Below are 22,299 nucleotides of genomic sequence, written 5' to 3'. Positions count from 1 at the left end.
AAGCTATATGCTATTAAAAGTGGGTGTCTAGATTTAGATAATTTAAAAACTCGCGACGTACTAATTCTTCTTTAAATTTACCGCCGTATTCTGCTGTTACAGTACTGCTATCAATATCGCGAATGCCTCTAGAATTTACACAAAGGTGTTTTGCGTCGATAACGCAAGCAACATCTTCGGTGCCTAAGGCTTTTTGTAATTCTCTGACAATTTGAATATTCAAGCGCTCTTGCACTTGTGGGCGTTTTGCGTAATAATCAACTATTCGGTTCATTTTTGAAAGACCAACCACGGTACCTTTAGAGATATAGGCAACGTGTGCTCGACCAACAATTGGTAGTAAGTGGTGTTCGCAAGTAGAATAAAGGGTAATGTTTTTTTCAACTAACATTTCACCGTACTTGTACTTATTATCAAAGGTAGAAGCCTTGGGTTTGCTGCTAGGGTTTAAACCGCCGAATATTTCTTTCACGTACATTTTAGCAACTCTGTTAGGAGTTCCTTTTAGACTGTCATCTGTCAGATCCAAACCTAAAGTTTGCATGATTTCACGTACATTTTCACGAATGCGTTCAATCTTTTCATCATCATTCAAGTCAAAGGCATCTGAACGTAATGGAGTATCTTCTGATGCAGAAATATGGTCGTTTCCTAATTCATCAAATTGATTTTCCAATGTATCCTCAATTTTCATTTTATCTATCTTTTAGAAGCTGCAAAGATATACAATATGTGCCACTTTATAACGAATAACGGGTATTACACAACATTAATTAGCCATAACGTTAAGGTCTAGTTAATTTTATTTTCCAAATCGAAAAGCCCCCTATGACCAAGTATGGTTTATTCATTTTATTCATTTGTCAATTAGCCTTTTCGGCTAGTTTTGCACAAGTATCTGCAGATTGTGCCAATGCGGTGCCTATTTGTTATAATACACCTGTCAACGGTGGTACCAATGGGTACGGAGTAGATGATTTTAATGGTGCGACCATTTCAGGTTGTATCACTCAGGGTAGTGGTACTATAGAAACTAATTCTGCATGGTATACTTTTAAGATAGGAGAAGTTGGTCAACTAGGGTTCAATATAGGGTTTGATTCTAACGAAGATTGGGATTTTGCTTTATATAAAACGAATGATTGTAGTACACTAGGCGAACCGATTAGATGTAATTATTTTGATAATTCCGATGATAGTAGTTTTATAGGAGTAGGTGAGGACCCTACAGGAATAGAAAATATTCAATATGATGATTGGCTGGACGTTGAGCCTGGAGAAGAGTACCTGCTTATGATCAATAATTTCAGTAATAATAATTCTGGTTTTTCCATTCAATTTTCGGGGAATATATTTGTTGAGTTTCCAAACTCTGCTTTAGATTGTGATATCATAGATAATTTATTAGGACCCCCAATTATAGCTTGTGACAATGATACTGTTATTTTAGATGCAACTACTGACGATGCCATAGAATATGAGTGGTATTTAGATGCTGGTGCCGGTTATCAACGTATACCAGGTGAAAGTGATTCAGAACTTGCTATTGCTATTTCTGGTATGTATCGTGTTTTGGTGATAAGACCTTTGGGTAATAATTTGATTAGTGAAACGCAGGTCGCTTATGCCCCTTCGCCAGAAACGTTCTCTTTGGAAGACAAAACTGCTTGTTTGGATGGTACGGTTATCGACTTAAATTTGAAAGATACTGAAGCTTTAGGTGAACAAAGTGAATTTGAGTTCAGGGTGTCTTATCATGAAAGTTTTGAAGATGCAGTTGATGGTGCCAATGCGCTATCTAAAGAATATATTCCAATTCAAGTTGCACAAACTATTTATGTAAGAACCACATCGATTGAAAATTCAATGTGTTTTGATGCTTCTGAATCTTTTACGATTAACGGAATTGAATTACCTGTTTTAGATTTCGATACAGAAGTGTTTATATGCGGAGACGAGCCTATTGTAACAATAGGTCAACGTATACCCGATGCCGATTTTAGTTATGAATGGAGTTCGGGACAAACCTCTTCATTGATTACCGTTGCAGAGCCAGGCGTTTATACTTTGTCAGTAACCAATACCCAAGGTTTGATACAGTGCGTAACAGTACGCTCGGTTAGCGTTGTTTTTTCTAGTCCGCCAGTTATCTCAGATGTAACTGTTGAATATGAAGATGATGCGTCTAATGTGGTAAATGTTTTCTTAACAGAGAATGGTGATTTTGAATTTCAAGTAGATGATGAAACACCTCAAAGTAATGGGGTTTTTAATGATTTATTTCCTGGAGAGCATACCATTACAGTCCGTGATATTAATGGTTGTGGATTCGATACTAGGGATATTGTTGTAGTTGGTTTTCCAAAGTTCTTTACGCCTAATGGTGATAATGTAAACGATATTTGGAGAGTAGATGGTTTGTCTGCTTTAGATAATCCTGTAATTACAATTTATGACCGCTATGGTAAATTATTATATCAAATATTTGAAAATTCTAGCGGATGGAATGGTTCTTTTAATGGAACCTTGTTACCAGAATCAGACTATTGGTTTAAACTTTCTTATACCAATTCTTTAGGGGAGAACACAAATGCATCGTACATTAATAATCATTTTAGTTTAAAACGTTAAGCATCGTTTTTAGACTGAAAAAGTGTATTTTATCGATTAAATACCAGAATCTTCGTTGAAAGATACTAAAGATTGCTATGTGTAGTTATAATATACATTACGTATACTAATTAGTTACACTTTTATGAGAACACTTCTTTGTTCTATATGTTGTTTATTTCTTTTTTATTGGAATGCAACTGCACAAAATTCAGCCGATTGTAGAACGGCTATTCCTGTTTGTGCCGATCAACCTATTATGGGTATTGCTGGTGGAACAGGTGATGTCGATGATTTTGATCCCGATGAAATTCTTCAAACAGGTTGTCTTGAAAAAGGTAGTCTTTCTTCCGCAAATATAGAGTTCAATACTTCATGGTTCGTCTTTAGGGCGGGTACTGGGGGTCAAGTGGGTTTTGATATTGAGGCTCTTCCTAGCTCAGGGTCTACGCCTACGGCAGAATGGGATTTTGCTGTTTATGGACCAGATGTCGATTGTGCAGATATTAGTAATGGTACAGCGCAACCAATTCGATGTAATTATGAGGTAAATGATACCAATTTTACCGGACTGGGGGTAAATCCTGAAAGTGGTGAAGAGGGTAGGGCATCTTTAACAGGTAGTCAAAATACGTATGATGAGTATTTAGATGTGGTGCCAGGTGAAATTTATTATATATTAATAAATAATTTTGCAGACAACTTTACAGGTGATCCTGAACCTTTTATGCTAACTTTTACCGGTAGTTCAGTAAATGCGAATCAAGATACGGCCTTAGACTGTACATTAAGAGATGAGTTTTTAGGTTTGGATATTGTTGCTTGTGAGGGTGATGATCCTATTACAATAAGCGCATTGAATTCACCAGCGGGTGCTGATATTGACAGTGTAGAATGGACGGTAGATTACGAAGATGATGGTGTTATTGATGATACGCTTGTCGGTTCTGGTGATTTTGGCGCCGAACTTATTGTTTCGAGCCCTAATTCAGGTCGTTATTTTGCTTCGATTACTACAGTCACTGGTTCACCACCAACTGTGGCTGATGAAAGCGGAGTTTTAATTACATTTTTTGGAACACCTATTTTAGACAGGGTCGAGACCTTGGACACTAACCTTTCGATTGATCCGGATCAAAATAACATTGAGTTTTTTATTGATGGAGATGGTGATTACGAATATGCTATCAACGATGGTGTGTTTCAGGATAATCCAATTTTCATGAATGTGCCGCCAGGGATTAATACGGTCGTTATAAATGATAAAAATGGATGCGGAATTACTGATCCTATAGAGTTTTTAGTGGTTGGTTACCCGAAGTTTTTTACACCAAATGGGGATGGAATTAATGACAATTGGAATATTGAAGGTATTGAGACTTTAAGTAATACAGTTGTTTTTATATTCGATCGTTATGGTAAGTTGTTAAAACAGTTAGGAGCAACCGATAGCTGGGACGGAAATTATAACGGTCAACAAATGCCATCAACCGATTACTGGTTTCGTTTTGAATACGAGGAACAAGAAGAAAGCCTTTTGGTCGCTAAAACTAGGAAGACACATTTTTCTCTTAAAAGATAAAAAAAAGGGAAGCTAATTAGCTTCCCTTTTTTATATACAAGTATTTTTTGCTTTAGAAATTAATCGTGTAACTTAAAGTCGCGTTGGTTATACTTCTGTTAATCGTTGCGGGTGTTGTAATGCCAGCATTGAATAATCTTTCATTAATATCTTGTTGAGAACGGCTAAGCGCGAAATCTAATTTGCTGCCTCCGAAATTATAACCTATACCACCAGAAACGGCATTTAGGTCTCCAATAGTATTTCCGTTTGCATACGGACTCTGCTCAAAACGATAACCAGCTCTTAAACTAACTTGTTCAATTCTATATTCACCACCAAGTCTAAATGTAGAAACAGCACCCAAATCGTTAGCAATTTGTATGTTGACAGTTTGGAAACTTGGGTCGTTAGTAGGGCGTAACTCTGATTGAGAAAAATCTTGATAACCGTAGTCGAAACTTAATAAACCATCTTTTGCGAAAATAACAGCTAAACTACCCGTCAATTTACTTGGTGTTTTTACAGTATATTTTTCAAAAACATTTACGATATTGAAACTTATGAAATTAATGTCAGCATCTGCTAAATCAGAATTAATACGTTGAGAAGTATTGTCTTCTAATCGGTACCAAGTAGGAGATTGGTAGCTTCCGCCTAAACGTACATTATTATTCAATTTTGCAATTGCCCCAAGACTAAAAGAAAAGCCATTTCCTTCAGTTTGTAAAAAATTATCGAAGGTGGTTCTTTGTATCGCTGAATTTGGCTCATATCCACTTTCTGTAAATTCGTCATATTGAGAATACAGTACACTATGAAAATTTAAAGAAGCTCCCATGTGTATATTCTCTTTATATTGAGATGCCATGTTTAAAGTGAACTTGCTATTGTAGCCGTTTGTTCTTCTTAGAAAATCTTGCTCTACCCTATCATAAAGACTGTTACTTATATAGTTGGTGTTACCATCATCTTCAGTTTCTGGGTCTAGAATACCACCATAATATCCTAAAAAAGCTTGTTGATCACTAAAACCTTGTGCTGAGCCTATGTTCAAATAAGCTTCTTCAAGAAACTCATTATCTTGTACGAGAATTGATCCAAATGGAGTGCCACCTGCAAATTCTAAAAAGTAGGTATCGATTCCTTCTGTACTGCTTCCAGAAATATAATATTCATTATCAAAATTGTCTACAATGTCATAATTAAAGGCAAGAGTGAATTTGTTCCAATCAGAATTAGTATTAGTATTTTTGAATACAAATGCACCGCCGAATTGATTTATTTCTATATTATTGTCTTTTGTAATTAACGCGTCACCAAAATAACGAGCATCGTTATTGGTATTGTAGTTAGAGCCAGTTATTGTAAAAAGACTATTATTAAAAACAGCAGATCCAGCAGGATTAATGTTTAGTGAAGATAAATCACCGCCTAACGCTCCAAATGCTCCGCCCATGGCTTGAAACCGGGCAGTACCTTGTAAATTTTCTGTGCCATATCTTAAAGCATCATTTATATTTTGTGCACTGCAGATGGCACAAGACATTAGTATTACGAAAGTTAAATATCTTTTCATAGCAATATTTCAATTTAAAAAAAATTCGATTTTAGTTTCTTCTGCTGCTACTGCTTCTAGATGAACCAGAAGATCTAGATGATGATCCACTGCTAGAACTTCTTGAGCTACTGCCTGAACTTCTGTAAGAGCTACCGCTTGAACTGCTTCTTCCAGAACTGTAACTACTGCTTCTAGAGCTACGCGAGTTGCCACTACTCGAACTTCTTCCGGAAGAATAACTTCTAGAGGTGCTGCCAGAGTTTCTATAAGTTGATGTTCTTGGTACGGCAACTCTGCTACTAGACCTTGCTGTACTACTTCTAGATGAATTTGGTCTGCTACTATAAGTTCTTGAAGAACTACTATATCTTGGTGTAGCTCTCGTGCTTCTACTTGTTCTATAAGCTCTGTTCTGGTCAACACCAACCGTTCTTCTTGTTGTTGAACTACCAGAGTATGTTCTTGAGCTACGTGTTGAAGCAGAGCTTCTTGCTGTTGCAGAACGAGAGGTGGTGCTTCGATATCTAGAAGAATTTCCACTTGTATTTACATTAGACCTTCCTCTTAATGCAGTTGAAGACAAACCACTATTATTAACATAACCTCTGTTATATACACCTCTTCTTGAGTTGTTCAATGCGTAATTTCTATTTGAGAATCGATTGTTACGGTTATAGTATCTATTTCCGTAACCATATCCGTATCCATAATTATATCCACGACCGTATCCCCAATTGTTCCAGCCAAACCCCCAGCTGTTCCATCCAAATCCGAAGCCGCCGTAACCCCAGTTGTTCCATCTGTTCCATCCCCATGGTTGACCCCAACCGCTACCATAATAACCGGTATAACCAATATTGTTCCATCCCCATCCATAAGGATTTCCATAACCCCAGTTATTCCATCCGTTGTCATGAATATATATGCTTACATCTGCGTTATTGCTACCCCAGCTACCATAACCCTCATAATCATTGGTATTAGCGTAGTAATCGGTTAATTGCTCATCTGATATTTCTTCATCTAAATTGTTACTGGAATAAGAATCAACATCGGTAAATATTTCATTATCTAAAATTTCATCGTATTGATTGGCCTTTTCACCAAAAAAATCAGAATACGTGTTTGTTTCTGAATTATCATAATATTCTTGATTAGGTCTTCTTTCAACGTTTGAGGGTGCTTCATCGGAATAGATACCATCATTATTGTAATAAGAAGATTGTTGGTATGAGCCGCAAGAGACTGTTAAAACAGCTAGGGTTACCAACATTGTTATATTGCGAAGTTTGTTGTGGGGTAGAGAATATATCATCGGATCAAAATTATATTGTTGAACATATTAAAAATAACTAGTTTTACCCAATTATAATATATTAATATTCACAAAGTTTGTGCCAAAGTCCAGATAATGAGTAAAAATTTGACAAAAAGAAGCGAGGATTATTCCAAATGGTATAATGAATTAGTGGTAAAGGCTGATTTAGCCGAAAACTCTGGGGTAAGAGGTTGTATGGTTATAAAACCATATGGCTATGGTATTTGGGAGAAAATGCAAGCAGGTTTAGATAAAATGTTTAAAGAGACGGGGCATGAGAATGCTTATTTCCCCTTATTCATTCCTAAATCATATTTAAGTAAAGAAGCCAGCCATGTAGAAGGATTTGCAAAGGAATGCGCTGTAGTTACTCATTATAGATTGAAAAATGCTGAAGATGGGAGTGGGATTATTGTTGATCCAGATGCTAAGCTAGAAGAGGAACTTATTGTAAGACCTACTTCTGAAACTATTATTTGGGATACATATAAAAAATGGATACAGTCTTACAGAGATTTACCATTACTTATTAATCAATGGGCCAATGTTGTTCGTTGGGAAATGCGTACAAGATTGTTCTTGAGAACGGCAGAGTTTTTATGGCAAGAAGGTCATACGGCACATGCTACCGAAAAAGAAGCAATTGAAGAGGCAGAGCAAATGATGAACGTTTATGCTGATTTTGCTGAGAATCATATGGCGGTGCCTGTTATCAAAGGTACTAAGACAGAAAGCGAGCGTTTTGCAGGTGCTATTGAAACATACTGTATAGAAGCATTGATGCAAGACGGAAAGGCACTCCAAGCGGGTACTTCTCATTTTTTGGGTCAGAATTTTGCAAAGGCGTTTGATGTTAAATTTGCAACCAAAGAAGGGGGTAAAGAATATGTTTGGGCTACATCTTGGGGGGTTTCGACTAGATTAATGGGTGCGTTAATTATGACGCACAGTGATGATAATGGATTGGTGATTCCTCCAAAATTAGCGCCTATACAAGTTGTAATAGTACCTATTTATAAAGGATTAGATCAATTGGATCAAATTTCAGAGACCGTTAATCCATTAGTAAAAGAATTAAGGGCAAAAGGTATTTCTGTGAAATTCGACAATAGAGACACACATAAGCCAGGTTTTAAATTTAATGAGTACGAATTACGAGGAGTACCGGTTAGGTTGGCAATTGGACCGAGAGATCTCGAAAATGGCACGTATGAACTTGCAAGAAGAGATACTCTACAAAAAGAGACGGTTGCAGCGACAGATGTGGTTGCTAAAATTGAGTTTTTAATGGACGATATTCAGAAGAATATGTATCAAAAGGCACTTGATTATAGAACTAATCACATTACTGAAGTAGAATCTTATGAGGAATTTAAAAAAGTTTTAAAAGAAAAAGGCGGATTTATTTCTGCGCATTGGGACGGTAGTAAAGAAACAGAAGAACGTGTTAAAAATGAGACAAAGGCAACTATACGTTGCATTCCCATAGATGCAAAAGAAGAAGAAGGTGCTTGTATGGTGACCGGTAAACCGTCTAATAAAAGAGTGTTATTTGCGAAAGCTTATTAATTTTTTTAAAAAATAATAAAGAGGTGTTGCGATAGTAAAAAATATTTGTATTTTTGCATCCGCAATTGCGCAAAGTATGGTCCGTTCGTCTAGGGGTTAGGACGCCAGGTTTTCATCCTGGTAACAGGGGTTCGATTCCCCTACGGACTACTAATAACAATTGGATGTATTTCCAAAGTATTGACATAATGGTCCGTTCGTCTAGGGGTTAGGACGCCAGGTTTTCATCCTGGTAACAGGGGTTCGATTCCCCTACGGACTACAAAAATTGAATGGATGAGAATCCGAAGAAATTATAACAAATAATAAAATGGCAAATCACAAGTCGGCATTAAAGAGAATTAGAAGAAACGAAGCAGTTCGTTTACGTAACAGATATCAGCATAAAACTACACGTAATGCTATTAAAAGATTGCGTTCGGAAGAATCTAAGAAAGATGCAGAGGCTCTTTTTCCAAGTGTTGTTAGTATGATCGATCGTTTAGCTAAACGAAATATTATACACGATAATAAAGCTGCCAACTTAAAGAGTAAATTAGCAAAGCACGTAGCTGCACTATAATTTAGCTTTAAAGTTCAAACTTAGAGCCTTCCTTTAATTAGGAAGGCTTTTTTTGTTGGACTTTTTTGGAATAGTACATTTTATTTAATTGCTTCATTTGCTATTCTAAGTCTTTTCATTAAGGTTAGACCTACGATTATGCAAGTGTAAAATACGGCTATAGAAATGTAGTGGTATTTAGAAAAATTGTGGTTGGTAAAAAAATCGTAGTGAAAAGATAAGATATACATGGCTGTTGGGTACCATATGTAAAAAAATAAAATACCAACACTTATCCAAAATAATAGATTTCTATATACTGGTAGCTTGTATTTGGTAATAATCATTTTATATAAATAAATTGATGCCGTATAGACTATAATTGCCGACCCAATAATAATTGCAAAATTTTGCGGTTCGGTGTAAAAGTCTTGAAGAAATAGATTTACAATACACGTTAGTAAGAAACATGCTCCGCCATATTTAATAATATTTTTGGTTGTTATATTATCACTCAATTGATAATAGATATAAAAAAAATATAGGAAGAAAATAATATCGTAAATATTGAAAATTATAGTGTTATAATTGTAAAACTCTTGCTTGTATACTAACTGAATGTCATCTACATCTCTTACTATGAGGCCTAAAACCTCAGACATTAAGGTGTAGGCAAGCAGTATTGGGAAGTACCTTAATACCGTGTCATAATAAAGTTGATATTTAATTATGCATAATACCAATGCTATTAAATAGAGTGGCATGAAATAATTATCCAAAATGTATGCTAACATATTTTTTAGCCTTGTTTATGCAAAGTTATTGGTTCTTTGGTGGAGGAACACCAGAACCTCTATTTAAGGTTAAACTTTGTGCCTCTTGTAGTATAGGTGGTGCTGCAGTGGTTAAACTTGAATTGGGTACTATAGATGCATAAGCTTTGTTTTTTTCTTCTTTATTTACGCTAAAACCCTTCATGTCTTCAAATTCATTATTTAATGGTACAGCTTGCTTGCCTTTTATGCCTTGCGTTACGTAAAAAAGATGATCTCGCTTTCCGTCATTATAGGTTGGGGATAGCATTATAGAATTCTGTCGAGGGTGTTTAATCGTTTCTTTTGTGTTTTTAAAAACAACTTCATCAGGATAATTGGAAAAATAAAATCTCAAAGTTGAAATTTCTACATCGGCATCTGCAGCCTCTTGTTCAATGAAAGCTAAGTATTGTTTAATTGTTTTATAATCGTAGTATACAAATCTGCCAACGTCAAATTCTTTATCCTCTATATGTGTTCTATTAATAGAATCTTCGTAGTGTTGAATTAGAGGAACTCGTCTTTTACTGTACGATTCGTACATATCTTGTGCTTCGGGTATAGTGATGATTTGCGCAGGTGCTTCAACATTAGGATTTTTATTTTTAGGGATATTCACTTTTTGTTCTTCATTACAACCAATAATAGCTGCTAGAGTGATGAATAGGACTATTTTAATGCTTATGGTGGTCGGTCTTTTCATTTTCTTAGAATTAAGATTATTAATACGAAAATTGGTAAAAGACTGGGGGAGAGTTCTTTTCTAATAGGCTAAAGATATTAAAAAGAATAATAGGGGTCTAGTGTTGTGTTATAGCCGAGTTTATAGAATAAAAAAATCCCGATTTTTAATAAGATCGGGATTTTAAAATATATGTTAGAATTGTTCTATTGATTCATAGTCATTAAGAACTCTTCATTATTTTTTGTTTGTTTAAAACGTTGTTCTATAAACTCCATAGCCTCTACAGGGTTCATATCTGCAAGATACTTACGCATGATCCACATACGTTGTAACGTGCTTTCGTCTAATAACATGTCATCTCTACGTGTACTTGACGAAGTAAGGTCAATAGCAGGGAAAATTCTTCTATTGGCAATCTTACGATCCAACTGAAGTTCCATGTTACCTGTACCTTTAAACTCTTCAAAGATAACTTCGTCCATTTTAGAACCTGTTTCTGTTAATGCAGTTGCTATAATAGAAAGTGATCCGCCACCTTCAATATTACGGGCAGCACCAAAGAACCTTTTAGGTTTGTGTAAAGCGTTGGCATCAACACCGCCACTTAATACTTTACCAGAGGCTGGTTGTACTGTGTTGTATGCTCTAGCTAAACGCGTAATCGAATCTAAAAGAATTACAACATCATGACCGCATTCTACCAATCTTTTTGCTTTTTCTAAAACGATATTGGCTACACGTACGTGTTCTGTTGGTTCTTTATCGAATGTTGAAGCTACTACCTCGCCTCGCACATTACGTTGCATGTCGGTTACCTCTTCTGGTCGTTCATCAATCAATAATATAATTTGATAAACTTCAGGATGGTTTGCAGCTATACCATTTGCGATATCTTTTAAAAGCATGGTTTTACCAGACTTTGGTTGTGATACGATCATACCTCTCTGTCCTTTTCCAATAGGGGAGAACAAATCGATAATACGCGTAGATATCGTACTTTGGCGTTCTGCTAAATTAAATTTCTCTTGTGGAAATAACGGAGTCAAATGCTCAAATGATACACGGTCGCGAACAATTTGAGGGTCTATACCATTAATTTTATTCACCTTAATAAGAGGAAAATATTTTTCACCTTCTTTTGGTGGCCTTACATTGCCTAATACGGTGTCTCCGGTTTTTAATCCGAAAAGACGAATTTGAGATTGTGAAACGTAAATATCATCAGGAGAAGATAAATAGTTGTAATCAGAGGAACGTAAAAACCCGTAACCATCTTGCATAATGTCTAAAACACCTTCACTAGCTATAATAGAATCAAACTCGTATTCAGGCTCTTTATACCTGTTTTTGAGATCCTTGTCAAAATTGCTTTTGTCGTGAGTACTTCTTGGGTTCGGCTTCTTTTTTTGATTGTTGTTTTGTTGAGGATTCCTGTTATTGGGCTGGTTCGAGTTTTTTGGTCTCGGTCTTGGTCTTTTCTGCTCAACAGGTTCTTTAGACTCAGTTTCTTTTGCAACTTCTTTCTTAACCGGTACAACTTTTTCAGGTGTAGGTTTTGTTGGTGCACTAGTATCTTTATTTGTGTTTTTAGCAACACGAGGTCTCGGTCTTGGTTTAGGCTTTGGTTTTTCCTCTACCGGCTTACTTATCTCTTCTGTAGTTACCGGGGCAATTGCTGCAGCAACTTTAGGATTGGCAGCCTGTAAGTCCAAAATTTGATAGACTAAATCTAATTTTTTTAAGGTTTTGAATTTTGGAACCTTTAGTCCTTTTGCTATTTCCTGAAGTTCAGGTAGCTTTTTTGATTTTAAATCTGAAATCTCAAACATTAAGTAGTAGAATAAATTATAAAGTAGTTTGTATTGAAAGAAGTAAATAATTTTATTTGGATAATCTCAAGGAATGTTTTCCTTATTGGTAGGTGTTATGACTTGATAACGTAGCAATATTACAAATTATTTTGATTAATATGGTTATAATTTTTGAAAAGACGTGTATTTTTGCACTGTAAACTGGTAATTGATTTATGATTCAAAGAATACAGAGCCTTTATTTAATAATTGTAGCAATACTTACAGGTGTTCTACCGTTCTTCTTTAATCTATGGATTAATGTAGATGGTACTGAGGTATTTGCCAACAATGAAATGCTCATTTCCATTGCCTTTTATTTAAGTGCCGTTTTGGCAATTTGGGCAACGGTTCAGTTTAAAAACAGAAAAACTCAGTTTGTAATTAATAGACTGAACATGATATTAAATGTTTTTTTATTAGGATTTTTCGTTTACCGATCACTAAACTTATCCGGAGAAACCTTGGTTTCTGAGAAGGGTATTGGGATGCTGATTCCAGTATTTTCTATCATTTTTTTGGTTCTTGCCAATAGAGCTATAAAGAAGGATGAAGATCTTGTAAAATCTGTTGATCGCTTGCGTTAAGCCTATAATCTTAGTAGTATTAGTGCGTTAAAACCCGGGGTAGTTTCCGGGTTTTTTTATGCCCTGATTTTTCTTGGCAACTATTGTATCTTCTTTAAATATCACAAAACTATTGCAGCTTTTCTTCCTAATGTGATAAACTGTTTACTTTTTCTTGAATTCTTCGTGATACCCCATTTCTATGTTTGTTCCAAGAAACAGCAAGGCTAACGATAGTCGTTAGTTACCTGTTTTGAACTAAACATTTTAAAAATTAAAATTATGAAGAACAGAAAATTTACTCTTGTATTGTTAGCTAGTGTTATGACTACTTTTTTTATCAGTTGTTCGGATGATGATGGTGAAGTAGTAACAGTTACTGAAACAGTAGTTGAAACCGAAACAGTAGAAGTGGATTCGTCATTGCCGGTTGGTGATTTAATGGTGACCCTAAGTGGTAATCTAGTTGCTGAAAGTGGTACGCCTACGCAAGGACTAGTAGAGGTAGGTGTAGATTCAGAAAGTACAAACTTTGTTCGTTTTGCAGATGATTTTACTACTGAATTGGGTACAGGTACTGTAGGTATCTTTTTGTCTACTTCAGAAGTTTTCTCCCCAGATCCTGCAAACGGAAATCCAGATTTAATGTTAATTGGTAACGTGGCTGACAATGGTGAAATGTTCATTAAGCTAGATGCTACCCCAGATGCTAAATATACGCACATTATACTTTGGTGTGCTACTGCTAACATACCATTTGGTAATGTTGCTTTAAACTAATATAATGTATTACCGCCTTTGGGAATAGAGACACATGATTCTGTTTTTCTATGTCTCCCAAAGGCTTTTTTTTTATGGGTTTTCAATGTTGCAGACCTATAATTTGAAATAACAGAATTATGAAAAAAATAAAAATCTTCTTAGGTATTTGCTTTTGCTTGCTTACTGTTGGTCTAAAGGCACAAAGTGGATGGACGAGGGAGGCAAAAGGATTTTATCTTCAAGCGTCGGCATCGTATTTTTCTTCTAATAATTATTATACTACCGAGGGCAGATTGGCTGATCAAGGTAGTGATTTTAGAACAAGCGGACTTTTGCTTTATGGTGAATACGGTATATCAGATAGGTTTACAGCAATCGTAGATTTACCTATTGTTCGTTTAAATAGTTTTAGCACTACAGAAACTGTAGGCGGAGTAGGCAATATTCAATTGGGAGTTAAGTATAAACTTCTTAAAAGTTTTCCTTTGTCTTTACAAGTGGCATTGGATATACCTACTAATGATGGTACCAACTTTGCGAGATCTAATGAGCCTAATGCCTTTGGTCAATTTGATGAAATAAATTTACCTGTTTCTGATGGTGAATTTAATATCTGGACAACCTTGGCCGCATCTCATGGTTTTAAAAATGGTAAAACATATGCATCAGCATTTTCAAGTGTAAATTTTAGAACTGAAGGATTCAGTAACCAATTTCAAGCCGGGGTTGAGTTAGGACATTTGTTCTTTAATAAGCTGTATCTTATTGGAAAATTGAAAATTCAAGAACGTTTATCTTCTGAAAATAATGTACAAAGTGGTTCTTTCTTGTTTGGAGAGGGTACTACTTTTACAAATTACGGTATTACTTCAATGTATAAGATTACCGACCATTTTAATTTGGTTGCACAGTACTCTGACTATTCGGGTTTGCTTGTAGATAGAAAAAATGTCTACGATGGTGGTACAATTTCTTTGGGAGTTTCGTTTGAATATTAATTAGCTAGATACAGGATTTGGTTAAATAACAAAATCCTGTATTTTATCTTTTGCCCAATTCTATAACCTCTAAGTCTTTAATGTTGTCACCTTCTATTACAAAACGTAACATGGTGCGTACTTGATGAAAACCATGTTTTCCACATGCTCCAGGATTCATATGTAAAACGCCTAATTTTTTGTCCATCATTACTTTTAAAATATGTGAGTGACCGCAAATAAACAATTTTGGCGGATTTTCCTTTATAATATCTCTTGTTCTAATATTGTATTTAGGTGGATATCCACCAATATGGGTGATTAAAACATCTACTCCTTCACAGAAAAATCTGTTATTTTCCGGGAATTCTTTTTGAATGATATGATCATCAATATTACCATGCACACCTTTTAACGGCTTTAATTTTGCAATGGCATCGGTAACTTCTAAAGAGCCAATATCGCCAGCATGCCATACTTCATCTGCCCATTTAACATGCTTTAAAATAGCATCGTCTATATGTGAATGAGTGTCGGAAAGTAAGAGTATTTTGGTCATTTTTATTTTTAGTTATTGGGATATGAAGATTGAATTTTACAGGTAATAAATTTCTTAGAATTGATATTTTAAAGTTTAGAATTACAGCTTAATCAATTCAATGTTAAAACGTATCCTTTTTAATACCTTTGTGCTATACAAAACTAGCACATCCTTTTGAGATTCTTCATTCAATTTTCATACTTCGGTAAAGCATATCATGGTTGGCAGAATCAGCCAAATGCCATAACCGTACAAGAAGTACTAGAGAATGGTATGTCCAAGCTTATAAATTCTAAGGTTTCGCTCATGGGTGCCGGTCGTACGGATACGGGTGTTCATGCCAAAGAAATGTATGCTCACTTTGATGTTGATACCTTAGAAAATATTAAAGAATACGTTTTTAGATTAAATTCTTTCTTACCTAATGATATTGCTGTTGATCGCATATTTGAGGTAAAAGAAGATGCACATGCCCGTTTTCATGCTACGGCTAGAACCTATGAATATCATATTGATAAAAAGAAGAATCCGTTTGCTACTGATCTGGCTCATTTTGTAAAGAAAGATTTAGATATTGAACAGATGAATACCGCAGCAGCATTGTTGTTAGGTAAAAAAGATTTTGAATGTTTTTCAAAATCCAATACAGATGTTTTTACCAATATTTGTGATTTACGGGAAGCGCATTGGAAGTTGGTAGACGACAAACTTGTTTTTACAATTACTGCAGATAGATTTCTTAGAAACATGGTGCGGGCCATTGTGGGAACCTTAATTAATGTGGGATTAGGTAAATACCCGGCAGACTATGTTAATACCATATTAAAAAGCAAGGATAGAACAAAAGCAGGTGTTTCTGTTCCTGCAAAAGGACTATATTTGACCTCTATTGTTTACCCCAATACTATTTTAAAGAATGGATAAGGATTCTGGTAAAGCATTTGATACTCGTCTTTTTAAACGCTTACTCGCCTACACAAAACCGTACAAAATCACTTTTTATGGCGTTGCTTTGGCTGCTATATTATTATCCGGTTTTGCCATTCTTACACCTTTGATCGTAAAAGAAATCATAGATAAGGCTATTAAGGGCAGTAATGATGAGATGCTTCTTTATTTAACCATTGCCATGTTGGTAGTGTTACTTGGCCAAGTAATATGTCAGCTGGCTTTTAACTACTACGCCAATTGGTTGGGAGAATCCGTTATACGAGATGTACGCATCAACTTGTTCAAAAAGATGCTTTCCTTTAAAATGACCTATTTTGATAATTCGTCTTTAGGGGTTTTGGTGACCAGGGCTGTTGCCGATATGCAACGAATTGGTGAAATCTTTAGTCAAGGATTTTTTGTTATTGTAGCAGACTTACTGAAAATGGTGGTTGCTGCAATGGTAATGCTTTTTATCAACTGGAAGCTTTCCCTTATCGTTTTTGCATTATTACCTATAATCGTATATGCTACAAGGTGGTTTCAAAAAGCCATGAAAGTCGCTTTTACAGAGGTTAGGGCAGAGGTTTCTAATCTAAATTCCTTTGTTCAGGAACGTATAACGGGTATGAAAATAGTTCAACTATTTACCAGGGAAAAAATTGAGAGCGACAAGTTTAGGGAAATAAATGAAAAGCATAAAAAGGCTTGGCTGAAAACGGTATGGTATAACTCTATTTTCTTTCCTATCGCAGAAATTGTTTCTTCTATTACGGTGGGGTTAATTGTATGGTATGGAGGTTTGCAAAATGTCGCCAATATTTCGACGGATATAGCAGGTACCATTTTCGCATTTATAATGTTAATAGATTTGCTTTTTAGACCGCTTCGTCAAATTGCAGATAAATTCAATACCCTACAAATGGGTATGGTTGCAGCAAATAGAGTGTTTAAGATTTTAGATACTGATAGCCATATACAAGATGTAGGTTCTTATGAAAAGGAAACCGTAAATGGTGATATCAGTTTTAATAATGTACATTTTGGATATTTAGAGGATGAAGAAGTTTTACACGGAATTTCTTTTGATGTAAAGGCAGGGGAGACGGTTGCTATTGTTGGTGCAACAGGTGCAGGAAAAAGTACGATCATTAATTTGTTGAATAGATTTTATGAAATTAATTCCGGTGCTATCTCCGTGGATGGTGTGGATATAAAAGATTATGATTTAGCTTCTTTACGTTCACATATTGCCGTAGTGTTGCAAGATGTATTTTTGTTTGCCGATACCATCGCCAATAATATTTCTCTTAAAGACCCTAATATCACTGTTGAAGATATTGAGAATGCAGCAAAAGCTATTGGTGTAGATGAGTTTATTTCTAGCCTACCTGGTGGTTATCATTATAATGTAAAAGAAAGAGGTACTATGCTTTCAAGCGGTCAACGACAATTGATTGCTTTTCTTAGAGCATATGTTAGTAACCCTAGTATTTTAATTTTAGACGAGGCGACATCTTCTGTCGATACTTATTCTGAACAGTTAATACAATTAGCTACAGATAAAATTACCCAAGGCAGAACCTCTATTGTAATTGCCCACCGTTTGGCTACGATTAAAAAAGCAGATAAGATTATTGTAATGGATGCCGGTAATATCGTAGAAACCGGTACACATAAACAGTTGCTTAAAAAAGGTGGTTACTATAGTAATCTTTACGAAGCTCAGTTCTTAGCTGAGGAGGTTGCTTAATCAAGGAGTCATTTCTGAAATGTGTCCGTGAAAAGGGCTATGTACACAATTCCAATTATGATCATCATCACAGAACATATCGCAGCGAATAAAACAAGAAAGAGTAAAAGTTTTAATATGGTCTGCTTAATGGTCAAATTAAAAAGTTTGTAAAATACCCATGTGAAGAAGCCAATTTGAAATATCAAATTGACCATGGAAACGTAGTAAAGTAATTTAGAATTCCATAAAACCAACATATAAACGGTGTTGATGATTATGGACAAATGAGAGTAAGCATAGATGTTAATAACAAAATGTTCACTAAGGTTAAATTGTTTTTTATTGATAAAAACTATCCTCGATATTAAAGCAAGAAAAGGTAGCATCGCAATATAGAAGAGACTTTGGTATTTGAATAGGTACGTATTCCATTTTTTCTGAAAATCTTGTCCAAATTTTTCAGCTTCGGTTAAAGACGAAGAATTTTCATATCTAAAATCAAAATCTAAAGCATTAGGGAAGAACTCTGTACAGACATAAACAAAAAGTCCTCCAAAAGTAATTGCTATGGTGAGGTAGCTTACTGGGTTTAAGTATTTCCTTCTAACACCATTAATGTAGCCACCAATAACTTCATCTGGTTTTGTGAAAAGGTGTTTGAAAGTTATGAGAAAGGTATTGTCAACATTGAAAAAACGTTCAGTGGCATCATTAATAAGATTCTTGACCGTAAGTCTGTTCCGTATTACCTTAGCACCACAATCAGGACAATAATTATTATCAATACTTAGGATGCTTTGGCAGTTCTTACATTTCATTACACCAAATCTTGTTTAAGCATATTACCTAATTGTGTAATGGAGTCATACAGCACAAATTCTCCATTTTTAATGTAAGAGATAAGTCCGGTTTCCTCACTAACCACAATGCTTATTGCATCGGTTTTTTCACTGATACCCACAGCTGCTCTATGTCGTAAGCCAAAACGAAGCGGAATATTGCGCTCATTGGAGACAGGTAAAATTACCCTGGTAGCAACTATGTAATTCCCAACGATAACAGCGGCACCATCATGTAATGTGCTGTTTTTATAAAAGATACTTTCTAAAATTGGTTGATTGATTTCAATATTCATACGGTCTCCCGTACTCTTAATGAAATCTAGGGAGTTGTTTCTTTCAATAACCAAAATAGCTCCCGTTTTACTGCTCGCCATCTTTTCGCAGGCTTTTAGTATAGCATCTACATCGGTATCGGTAGATAAACCTTCTTGTTTTAAAAATTTGAAATGCTTTACAAAATTTCTTTTATTGGCAAAATTGGTAGAGCCTATCATTAAAAGAAATTTTCTGATTTCTTGCTGAAAAACTATGATGAGTGCAATAAGTCCGACTTGCATAAATGCACCGACCATACTGCTGATCATTTGCATATCTAATAATTCGGTCAATTTCCAAAAAGCCCAAACTATAACGATCCCAATAAATATATTGATGGCAACAGACCCTCTTACTAGTTTGTAGATGTAGTAAAGAAGTACGGCGACAAAAATGATGTCAAGAACATCCGTAATCTTAAAGTCAAGAAAATTTAAAAAATCCAATCAGTACCGTTTTAGTAAAATTAAGAAATTAGTTGACAAGAAATTCATATAAACTTAGGCATTTAATTGTTCATGAAGTTTTGCACACTCCATAGCCTCTTTAACATCATGAACGCGTAGTATTTTAGCACCTTTTTGTAAGCAAATCATATGTAGAGCCGTTGATCCGTTTAATGCCTGGTCTGCAGTAGTATCTAAAGTCTTGTAAATCATCGATTTTCTACTTATGCCGGCTAATATTGGGTGTTCAATGATATTCATGACTTCCATTTGTTTTAAAAGCTCATAGTTTTGCGCTAAGTTCTTTGCAAAACCAAAACCTGGATCTATAATAATATCCTTTATTCCTAATGCTTTTGCTGCAAATAATCTTTTTGAAAAGAAGTATAGGATTTCTTTTAAAATATCTTCATAGTTTGTTTGCTTTTGCATGTTTTGTGGTGTACCACGCATATGCATCATTATAAAAGGTACGTTCAATTTTGCAACTGTAGATAGCATATTCTCATCCTGTAACCCCGCAGAAATATCATTGACAATGGCAGCACCTTTTTCTATGCATGCTTTAGCAACGCTACTTCTAAAAGTGTCAATGGAAAGAATAGTATCAGGGAATTTTTCTAGAATTAAACTGACAATGGGTGTAATTCGCTGTAATTCGGTTGCTTCATCTACCTCTAAAGCTCCGGGTCTAGAACTATAGGCGCCAATATCAATAAAGGTGGCACCTTCATTAAGCATTTTTTCAACCTGATGTAGAATACTAGATTCGTCTTTGTATTTTCCGCCATCAAAAAAAGAATCTGGAGTAACGTTTAAAATGCCCATTACCTTAGGCTGGTCTAGTGATATAAGTTTACCGTTGCAATTTATGGTCATTATTAATTATTATCAGGAAATTGTGGCATTTTCCAAGTTTAAACCATCTATCTTGATGGTTACAATTTTTTAAGCGAAATTTACACAAATTAGATAGAATTACATGCTAGATACGGCAAAGGAATACGATGAGGTCATTCAGGTTTGTTTAAATCTGTACCAAAAAAAAATGTCAGATTATGGTAGTGCTTGGCGCATTTTACGATTGCCATCATTAACGGATCAAATTTTTATAAAAGCACAGCGCATACGTAGTCTTCAAGAAAATGACGTACGTAAGGTTGATGAAGGTGAACGATCAGAGTTTATTGGTATCATAAATTATTCTGTAATGGCTTTAATTCAGCTTGAATTAGGTGTTGCCGATCAACCTGATTTAACTACTGAAAAAGCTGTTGAGCTATATGCTAAGCATATTAAAATTACCAAAGAATTGATGCTGAACAAGAACCACGATTATGGTGAAGCTTGGCGAGATATGAGAGTTAGTTCACTTACAGATTTGATTTTACAGAAACTACTTCGTGTAAAACAAATAGAAGATAATAAAGGTAAAACCTTGGTAAGTGAAGGTATAGATGCCAATTATCAAGACATGATCAATTATGCGGTTTTTGCATTGATACACCTAGGTTCAGAATCAGAAAAATAATAATAAGAATGAAGTATTTAGTAGGGGTCGTTAGAATTTTTGTTGGTATACTTTTTATTATAAGCGGATTTATTAAATTGAATGACCCTGTAGGTTTTTCTTTTAAGTTAGAGGAATACTTTAGTCAAGGTGTTTTGGATCTTCCTTTTTTAACTCCGTTCGCATTAGCTATTTCTATACTTGTGGTCATCGTAGAAGTTATGGTAGGTGTAATGCTGATACTTGGGTATAAGCGTAAAATTACCGTATGGACATTGATTGCAATGATCGTGTTCTTCACTTTCTTGACTTTTTATTCCGCGTATTTCAATAAAGTGACCGATTGCGGCTGCTTTGGTGATGCCATAAAGTTGACACCTTGGGAGTCTTTTACAAAAGATGTAGTACTGTTAGTTTTGATATTGATTATTTATGTCGGAAGAAAATACATTACTCCGTTAGTAAATTCAAAAGTGTTGATGACCATATTAACGGTGTCGTTTTTTGCTTGTGTAGGTTATGTATACTATGTATTAAATCATTTGCCAGTAATAGATTTTAGACCTTATGAAATAGGAAAAAATATTGAAGAGGGTATGAGTACGCCAGATGATGCGCCTAAAGCTATTTTTGAATACAGATGGAAGTTCAATGTAAATGGTACTGAAGAAATTCATATTAGTAAAGGAGATTATCCAACAGTAGATGGGGAATTTATCGATGTTGAAACAGAAGAGATACAAGCGGGGTATGAACCACCTGTTCATGATTTTACCATAGAGCAAGCGGGCGAAGATTTTGCGGCGTCTTTATTACAAGAACCTAAATTGGTTATGGTCATAGCCTACGATTTAAGAAAATCGAACTTAGAAGAGTTCAAGAATATAAAAACAGTAGCCGATAAGGCTATAAAAGCTGGATATAAAGTAATAGGTATGTCGGCCTCTGGTCCTGACCAAACAAATGCTTTGATTAAAGAGTATAGTTTGGATTTTGATTTTTACTTTACAGATGAAACAACATTGAAAACCATTGTTCGATCTAATCCGGGAGTATTGGTTTTAGAAAAAGGTACCATAAAACAAAAAGTACATTATAACGATCTAGGAGATTTAATCTTCAATTAAGATATTAAATTGAAATAATATAATTAGAAACAAAAACA

The 22,299-nt window shown here is 35.1% G+C and carries 20 protein-coding genes and 2 tRNA genes; 13 read left to right on the top strand and 9 right to left on the bottom strand.

The annotated features are described in order from the left end of the window. Positions 1 to 13: 13 nt before the first annotated feature. Entirely contained in the window at positions 14 to 694 is a 681-nt protein-coding gene (gene folE, locus ACJJVP_RS01420; RefSeq protein ID WP_405410194.1) for a GTP cyclohydrolase I FolE, read from the bottom strand. Between the two features lie 134 nt (positions 695 to 828). On the opposite strand from folE, the gene ACJJVP_RS01415 reads away from it, so the two are divergent. Both ACJJVP_RS01415 and ACJJVP_RS01410 read left to right on the top strand, forming a co-directional pair. Further along, positions 829 to 2,631 (top strand): T9SS type B sorting domain-containing protein, encoded by a 1,803-nt coding sequence (locus ACJJVP_RS01415; protein WP_405410192.1) that lies wholly within the window; start codon positions 829 to 831, stop codon positions 2,629 to 2,631. Positions 2,632 to 2,755: 124 nt separating this feature from the next. Next, positions 2,756 to 4,192: a T9SS type B sorting domain-containing protein gene (locus tag ACJJVP_RS01410; protein WP_405410190.1), complete on the top strand. Its 1,437-nt coding sequence runs from the start codon at positions 2,756 to 2,758 to the stop codon at positions 4,190 to 4,192. A gap of 52 nt (positions 4,193 to 4,244) precedes the next feature. Here the strand turns inward: ACJJVP_RS01410 and ACJJVP_RS01405 are convergent, their stop codons facing one another. Next, positions 4,245 to 5,750: an OmpP1/FadL family transporter gene (locus tag ACJJVP_RS01405; protein ID WP_405410188.1), complete on the bottom strand. Its 1,506-nt coding sequence runs from the start codon at positions 5,748 to 5,750 to the stop codon at positions 4,245 to 4,247. Positions 5,751 to 5,781: 31 nt separating this feature from the next. Then, complete coding sequence (locus ACJJVP_RS01400; protein WP_405410187.1) at positions 5,782 to 7,005, bottom strand: hypothetical protein; 1,224 nt, start codon at positions 7,003 to 7,005, stop codon at positions 5,782 to 5,784. 138 nt (positions 7,006 to 7,143) lie between these two features. On the opposite strand from ACJJVP_RS01400, the gene proS reads away from it, so the two are divergent. From proS to rpsT, 4 genes are all read left to right on the top strand, one after another. Further along, positions 7,144 to 8,619, top strand: a complete 1,476-nt coding sequence (gene proS, locus ACJJVP_RS01395) for a proline--tRNA ligase (RefSeq protein ID WP_405410185.1) — start codon at positions 7,144 to 7,146, stop codon at positions 8,617 to 8,619. A gap of 78 nt (positions 8,620 to 8,697) precedes the next feature. Further along, positions 8,698 to 8,769 (top strand) — tRNA-Glu (locus ACJJVP_RS01390). Between the two features lie 40 nt (positions 8,770 to 8,809). Beyond that, positions 8,810 to 8,881: transfer RNA gene (locus tag ACJJVP_RS01385), tRNA-Glu, on the top strand. Positions 8,882 to 8,929: 48 nt separating this feature from the next. Then, on the top strand, positions 8,930 to 9,181 hold the full coding sequence (gene rpsT / locus ACJJVP_RS01380; protein ID WP_133672272.1) for a 30S ribosomal protein S20: 252 nt from the start codon (positions 8,930 to 8,932) through the stop codon (positions 9,179 to 9,181). Between the two features lie 798 nt (positions 9,182 to 9,979). Here rpsT and ACJJVP_RS01375 read toward each other — a convergent pair. Together ACJJVP_RS01375 and rho are read right to left on the bottom strand one after the other, a co-directional pair. Further along, positions 9,980 to 10,678, bottom strand: a complete 699-nt coding sequence (locus ACJJVP_RS01375) for a hypothetical protein (RefSeq protein ID WP_405410183.1) — start codon at positions 10,676 to 10,678, stop codon at positions 9,980 to 9,982. Positions 10,679 to 10,863: 185 nt separating this feature from the next. Next, positions 10,864 to 12,489 (bottom strand): transcription termination factor Rho, encoded by a 1,626-nt coding sequence (rho, locus tag ACJJVP_RS01370; RefSeq protein ID WP_405410181.1) that lies wholly within the window; start codon positions 12,487 to 12,489, stop codon positions 10,864 to 10,866. A gap of 197 nt (positions 12,490 to 12,686) precedes the next feature. On the opposite strand from rho, the gene ACJJVP_RS01365 reads away from it, so the two are divergent. The 3 genes from ACJJVP_RS01365 to ACJJVP_RS01355 all read left to right on the top strand — a co-directional run bounded on the left by ACJJVP_RS01365 (position 12,687) and on the right by ACJJVP_RS01355 (position 14,836). Further along, on the top strand, positions 12,687 to 13,097 hold the full coding sequence (locus ACJJVP_RS01365) for a DUF4293 domain-containing protein (protein ID WP_405410179.1): 411 nt from the start codon (positions 12,687 to 12,689) through the stop codon (positions 13,095 to 13,097). 261 nt (positions 13,098 to 13,358) lie between these two features. Further along, entirely contained in the window at positions 13,359 to 13,856 is a 498-nt protein-coding gene (locus ACJJVP_RS01360) for a DM13 domain-containing protein (RefSeq protein WP_036152570.1), read from the top strand. A gap of 119 nt (positions 13,857 to 13,975) precedes the next feature. After that, entirely contained in the window at positions 13,976 to 14,836 is an 861-nt protein-coding gene (locus ACJJVP_RS01355; protein WP_405410178.1) for a hypothetical protein, read from the top strand. A 43-nt stretch (positions 14,837 to 14,879) separates the two neighbouring features. Here the strand turns inward: ACJJVP_RS01355 and ACJJVP_RS01350 are convergent, their stop codons facing one another. Further along, complete coding sequence (locus ACJJVP_RS01350) at positions 14,880 to 15,374, bottom strand: metallophosphoesterase family protein (RefSeq protein ID WP_396631975.1); 495 nt, start codon at positions 15,372 to 15,374, stop codon at positions 14,880 to 14,882. A 156-nt stretch (positions 15,375 to 15,530) separates the two neighbouring features. Between ACJJVP_RS01350 and truA the strand changes: the two genes are divergently transcribed. Beyond that, positions 15,531 to 16,280, top strand: a complete 750-nt coding sequence (gene truA / locus ACJJVP_RS01345) for a tRNA pseudouridine(38-40) synthase TruA (protein WP_405410175.1) — start codon at positions 15,531 to 15,533, stop codon at positions 16,278 to 16,280. Further along, positions 16,273 to 18,039 carry an ABC transporter ATP-binding protein gene (locus ACJJVP_RS01340; protein WP_405410174.1) on the top strand — a complete coding sequence of 589 codons (1,767 nt, stop codon included), beginning with the start codon at positions 16,273 to 16,275 and terminating at the stop codon, positions 18,037 to 18,039. The genes truA and ACJJVP_RS01340 overlap by 8 nt, the downstream gene beginning before the upstream one ends. 8 nt (positions 18,040 to 18,047) lie before the next feature. Here the strand turns inward: ACJJVP_RS01340 and ACJJVP_RS01335 are convergent, their stop codons facing one another. Genes ACJJVP_RS01335 through folP form a run of 3 tightly spaced genes read right to left on the bottom strand, consistent with a single transcriptional unit; the run spans position 18,048 to position 20,503 of the window. Further along, positions 18,048 to 18,839 carry a DUF3667 domain-containing protein gene (locus tag ACJJVP_RS01335; RefSeq protein ID WP_405410172.1) on the bottom strand — a complete coding sequence of 264 codons (792 nt, stop codon included), beginning with the start codon at positions 18,837 to 18,839 and terminating at the stop codon, positions 18,048 to 18,050. After that, positions 18,839 to 19,624 (bottom strand): diadenylate cyclase, encoded by a 786-nt coding sequence (locus ACJJVP_RS01330; RefSeq protein WP_396631971.1) that lies wholly within the window; start codon positions 19,622 to 19,624, stop codon positions 18,839 to 18,841. Before ACJJVP_RS01330 ends, ACJJVP_RS01335 begins: the two co-directional genes overlap by 1 nt. Before the next feature lie 54 nt (positions 19,625 to 19,678). Next, positions 19,679 to 20,503 carry a dihydropteroate synthase gene (folP, locus tag ACJJVP_RS01325; protein WP_405410170.1) on the bottom strand — a complete coding sequence of 275 codons (825 nt, stop codon included), beginning with the start codon at positions 20,501 to 20,503 and terminating at the stop codon, positions 19,679 to 19,681. A 103-nt stretch (positions 20,504 to 20,606) separates the two neighbouring features. On the opposite strand from folP, the gene ACJJVP_RS01320 reads away from it, so the two are divergent. Beyond that, positions 20,607 to 21,155 (top strand): DUF1599 domain-containing protein, encoded by a 549-nt coding sequence (locus ACJJVP_RS01320; protein WP_405410168.1) that lies wholly within the window; start codon positions 20,607 to 20,609, stop codon positions 21,153 to 21,155. An 8-nt stretch (positions 21,156 to 21,163) separates the two neighbouring features. Further along, entirely contained in the window at positions 21,164 to 22,261 is a 1,098-nt protein-coding gene (locus tag ACJJVP_RS01315) for a BT_3928 family protein (protein WP_405410167.1), read from the top strand. The last annotated feature ends 38 nt before the right edge of the window (positions 22,262 to 22,299 follow it).

This window comes from Maribacter sp. Asnod1-A12 (assembly GCF_045063735.1).
Taxonomy (GTDB): Bacteria; Bacteroidota; Bacteroidia; order Flavobacteriales; family Flavobacteriaceae; genus Maribacter.
The sequence above is the reverse complement of the archived record's forward strand: the minus strand, read 5'-3'. Positions and strand labels throughout refer to the sequence as shown.